At 51.0% G+C, this 4,522-nt stretch carries 4 protein-coding genes; 2 read left to right on the top strand and 2 right to left on the bottom strand.

Annotation, left to right across the window (positions count from 1 at the left end; all coding sequences use genetic code 11):
- Nucleotides 1-62: 62 nt before the first annotated feature.
- Nucleotides 63-1,349: an ATP-binding protein gene (locus tag ACP5PX_RS07265; RefSeq protein WP_428085303.1), complete on the bottom strand. Its 1,287-nt coding sequence runs from the start codon at nt 1,347-1,349 to the stop codon at nt 63-65.
- A gap of 561 nt (nt 1,350-1,910) precedes the next feature.
- Between ACP5PX_RS07265 and ACP5PX_RS07260 the strand changes: the two genes are divergently transcribed.
- Nucleotides 1,911-2,867, top strand: coding sequence for a GDP-mannose 4,6-dehydratase (locus ACP5PX_RS07260; RefSeq protein WP_428085302.1), 957 nt, complete (start codon nt 1,911-1,913; stop codon nt 2,865-2,867).
- A gap of 6 nt (nt 2,868-2,873) precedes the next feature.
- Here ACP5PX_RS07260 and ACP5PX_RS07255 read toward each other — a convergent pair whose 3' ends face one another.
- Nucleotides 2,874-3,806, bottom strand: coding sequence for a glycosyltransferase family 4 protein (locus ACP5PX_RS07255; protein WP_428085301.1), 933 nt, complete (start codon nt 3,804-3,806; stop codon nt 2,874-2,876).
- A gap of 83 nt (nt 3,807-3,889) precedes the next feature.
- Here ACP5PX_RS07255 and ACP5PX_RS07250 point away from each other — a divergent pair, with 83 nt between their 5' ends.
- Nucleotides 3,890-4,495, top strand: coding sequence for a class I SAM-dependent methyltransferase (locus ACP5PX_RS07250; RefSeq protein WP_428085300.1), 606 nt, complete (start codon nt 3,890-3,892; stop codon nt 4,493-4,495).
- Nucleotides 4,496-4,522 lie beyond the last annotated feature (27 nt).

Raw genomic sequence — 4,522 nt, 5'->3', positions numbered from 1 at the left:
CTACTCATGAACAGAAGTATCAGCTATCTGATGGTTGAAAACGTGTAACTAAGCCACGGGCGTTAAGTTGGAAACTTAACACCCTTAAGGGAACGTTTGGAAAGCGGCGGGTGATCGACATCCTCAGTCTTCATCATCCACCTCCAAACCGGCATGTAGATGATCTTTCTCCCGTCCACGGTCTCCTCCCTCTGCTTATCGAAGGTCAGGATGAGCCCTTCTTTCAGTCCGAACTCCTTCATCGCTAGGAGTAGGGGTTCGACCTCCCTCTTTTCGGTTTCGAGCGTGACCTCCCAGCACACCTGAATGAGATGTTTTACCCTCGGCCCCTCCTTGACAACGAAGTCGACCTCCCTCTGTCTGTGGTCCTTCCAGTAAAATATCTCCCATTCCCTCTTCCAGTAGTCCCTCCTCCTCAGAAGCTCCACCGCCACGGCGTTTTCCATTAGCCTGCCACGGTTCTCAGATGTTCTGAACCCAACGGCGTTCGAAAGCCCCGTGTCAATGGAGAATATTTTTTTTGGGGCAAGCACAGCTTCCTTGAGCTTGAGGGAGAATCTCTCGAGCTTGAAGATGAGGTAGGAATTTTCGAGGAACGATATCCAGTCCGAGACGGTGTTCGCACTCCCGAGGGAGAGCATCCGTTTCAGCCGGTTGTATGTGATTTCTGAGGAGGGATTTGAGAGGAGGTATCTGGCCAGCTCCCTTAACTTTGACGGATGCTTCACCCTGTATCTCTGTATCACGTCCCGCTCGACGATATCCCTGAAGTTCTCCAGCAGGAAGAGCCTGCCGAGCCTGAGGGCCAAGGGGAACCCACCGGTCTCCATATACTCCTCCCAAAGCCTCTTTATCATGGCCACCCCCCTCGTCGAGTACAGGTTCTCTTCCTTGATCTTCACGTTCCTGTACAGCAGAAATTCCCTAAAGCTGAAGGGATGTAGAGCGAAGTCTATATGTCTTCCGGTCAGGTGGGTCGCGAGTTCTTTGCTCATCAGCCTGGCATTGCTGCCGGTAAGTACAACCTTTTTAGCGGGCAAGATTCTCGCGATGAACCTCTCCCACCCGGGAACGTTCTGAATTTCATCGAAAACCAACGTATCAACATCACCCTTGAGAGAATACACGGCCTCGAGGACTTTGTTCAGTTCTCCCGCCTCCATGCTGAGCCTCTCGTCCTCAAAGTTCACATAACCGAAGTTCCCCCTTCTGGCCAGCTGAAATGCGAGGATCGATTTCCCGCACCTTCTAACCCCTGTGATTATGTTCGCAATACCGGTAGTCACGTGCCGTTCAATTTCTAGGTTTTCCCTTTCCACGATGTTTTCGGACGTGAGTATCTTCACCATCTCCTCTTCTCTGTCCGCTATCGCTGACTTGATCCCCTCTACTGAAACCATGGAGATACCCAATTTTACTAGTATTAAGTATTTAAAAATCTTTGCAATACAAGTGCAAAGTTTTAAGGGGAAGAACTAGAACATCTCCGGCATGGCGAGGAACCACAACCTCGCGCGAAGGATACTCGACGCCTCCTGGGAGGGGTTCCCCCACATCTGTCCTACAAGGTCGAGAGAGCTGGCAGGGCGGTGGGGGTAAACCCAAAGGGCACCTCTCAAAACATCCCCGAAGGGTTAGACAGGGATTACGTTGCGTCCCTGCGAATCCTTCAAGCGGGGCTGGGACGGCCCGAAGTAACGCCTGTGGATATGGGGCCCCTGCTCGGCGTCCTGGCGCAAGCCGTGGTTTGCTTGACAAGCGTCGCCGCTAAAGAGGAGGCCCCCTGCGAGAGCTGGGGGTAGTTCACCTGCATCTTACAGCCGAGGTTCATTTGTCTAGATTAGAAGTGAATGCTGCACTTAGGCAGAGTTATATTTTAGGGCGGAGTTCAAGTTGGATGGGGGCTAATATTGAGAAGGCTCGGGTACAGAGTTCTGGTGACGGGCGTCGCTGGCTTTATTGGAAGCCATCTCGCAGAGAGGCTCGTCGCAAGCGGTTTTGAGGTCGTTGGACTTGATAACTTCTCTAGCGGCCTTATGGAAAATCTTTCCTCGGTGAAAAATTCTAAGAATTTTTCACTCTTCAAGGGGGACATTCTTAACGATGGGGACCTTTCCAAGGCAAAAGATGTCGATGCAATTTTTCACCTAGCCGCCCAATCAAGCGTGCCAAAGTCAACGGAAGACCCTTGCAGGGATTTTGAGATAAATGTGAGAGGGACAATAAACATGCTTGAGCACGCTCGAAGGGAGGACGTTAAAGCCTTTATCTTCGCCAGCTCCTCAACCGTTTACGGCGAGGCAAAAATTTTGCCCACGCCTGAGGATCACCCCCTGCAGCCCATCTCAAATTACGGGGCGTCTAAGGCGGCGGGCGAAGCCTATTGTTCCTCATACTGCTCTCTATACGGAATTGGGGCGGTGAGCCTCAGATATTACAACATTTTTGGGCCTAGGTGCAGGAGGGGAGTTATGTTCGACCTGATGCAAAAGCTGCGCAAGGATAAGGAGAGGCTAGAAGTGTTAGGAACCGGAGGGCAGGAGAAGGATTACCTCTACATTGACGATGCTGTCGATGCAACGCTTCTTGTGACCGAGAGCGGTAGCCTGAAGGGCGAGGCGTTCAACGTTGGCTCGGGGGGGTCGTGCACAGTAAGGAACCTCGTTTCGTTACTGCTTGGAGAGCTCGGGCTGGATCGTAAGGTGAAGATCGCGTACACTGGCGGAGTTTCATGGCCCGGCGATGTCCAGAGAACCCAGGCAGACATTACCAAGCTGAGAGGGCTCGGGTTCGTTCCAAAGGTCAATCTGGAGACCGGAATAAAATTTTTTGTAGATTGGTACAAGAAGGGATACGGCCTCAGATGATCGTCATTATTTTATTTCCTTGAGCAACCTGTGAAAGGCTTCCTTGAATCTCCTGACGCTCTTCTCCTTCGTGTGCTCCTCCGACAGCCTCATGCATTTCTTAATAAGTTTACTTTTGTCTGGGATGGAATAGACTTCTAAGATTTTATCGGCTATCGATTTTGGGTCGTTCTTCTCTAGCACAAGCCTCCCCAGATCTCCGCTGAAGAGCTCGCCCTGTCCCACACCCCTGGTGATTATTGGTATCAGGCCCGCGTACATGGCCTCCCAGACCACGGACGGGCAGGGGTCAAAGTCCGCAGGATGCGCGTAGATGGAGCACTTCTGAAAATAGGGCTTGAGGCTGGGAACGCGCCCCTCGAGGTGGATGTTTGGCTTCTTTGTGCGCACCTTCCTGCAGCAGTCGCCAACAAGGAAAAGCTCGAAATCGGGCAGGTAGTCCATGGCTTTCACCAGGTTGCTGTAGCCCTTCTCCCTCGCCTCATTCCCTATAAACAGAATTTTCCTCTCGTAGTCGCGCTTTCTCGGCCTGAATTTGTTCACAGGGAACGGCCTAACGACTTCGACTGGCCTGTCCACGTAGTTCTGGATGTCGCGCTTTATCCTCTCGGAGACGGCAATGAAGCCGTCCACGATGGGCAGGTACCTCCAGTAGTAAATTCTTCTGAAGATGCTCAAGCGCTCTCTCCAAAAACTGGTGTCAGCTATGATTGAGATCACTCTGCACTCTGGGTTTTTCTTTTTGTAACGCCGGGCAAACGGTGCGCAGTAAAGGGACTCCAGCAGCAGAATGTTCGAGCCTTTCAGTTTGCCCTGATCGAAGCATCCGATGCCCATGGGAGTTTCCACCACTCGAGAGCCCACGGACTTTGCCCAGGCGAGGTGTGCCGGGTGGGGGCTGATTCCGCTGGCAGGATATAAGAATGTGATTTCTTTCATTGTTATCCGAGTATTCTCTATGTATATATGTCTAAAAAACAAGCCTTTTAGGAGAAAGTGGTTGAAGGTTATGGGGGACTTAAGTGTACAGAAAAAAAATGGAGAAGGCCGAGCTCGTCGATCGAATAAAGCTCATCCAGCGGTACTGCAAAGGTAAAAAAGTCCTTGATGTGGGCTGTGTCGGGCATACAGTCCCTTATGAACATCCCCTCTGGCTGCACAAGTACATCCGGGAAGTGACGGACCAGGTGCTCGGCATTGACATAGAAGCCGAGAAGGTGAAAGAACTGAGAGAGAAGGGCTACAACATGATAGTGGCGGATGCCCTTAGCTGTGATCTGGGGGAAAAATTCGACGTGATAGTGGCTGGGCAGGTTATAGAACACCTTGACAACCCGGGAATCTTTCTGGAGAACATGAAGCGACATCTATCCGATGATGGCGTGATGATAATCAGCACGGACAATGCCCACGGTGCGATGTTCATAAAGGACTATCTTATCCAGAGGCCTAACATAAATCCCCAACATTGCATGTTCTTCTCTAGGGAGACCATCACCGAACTTCTCAGACGCCATCAGCTGGAAATTGTGGAATTTTACTATTATGACGACGCATGGAAATGGTTTTTCAGGATTTTCCCGCAGTTTGCCTCAAATTTTATATTTGTATGCAGGCCGAAGCGATGAAGTTTAAAACAAGGGGTAATCAAGTTA

Source organism: Hadarchaeum sp. (SeqCode) (assembly GCF_049969415.1).
Taxonomy (GTDB): domain Archaea; phylum Hadarchaeota; class Hadarchaeia; order Hadarchaeales; family Hadarchaeaceae; genus Hadarchaeum.
Note: the sequence above shows the minus strand (reverse complement) of the source record. Positions and strands in the feature narration are given on the sequence as shown.

Bases quoted from the DNA above. Each gene is read 5' to 3' on its own strand.
- ACP5PX_RS07265 (WP_428085303.1), bottom strand. From the start codon at position 1,349: ATGGTGAAGATACTCACGTCCGAAAACATCGTGGAAAGGGAAAACCTA.
- ACP5PX_RS07255 (WP_428085301.1), bottom strand. From the start codon at position 3,806: ATGAAAGAAATCACATTCTTATATCCTGCCAGCGGAATCAGCCCCCAC.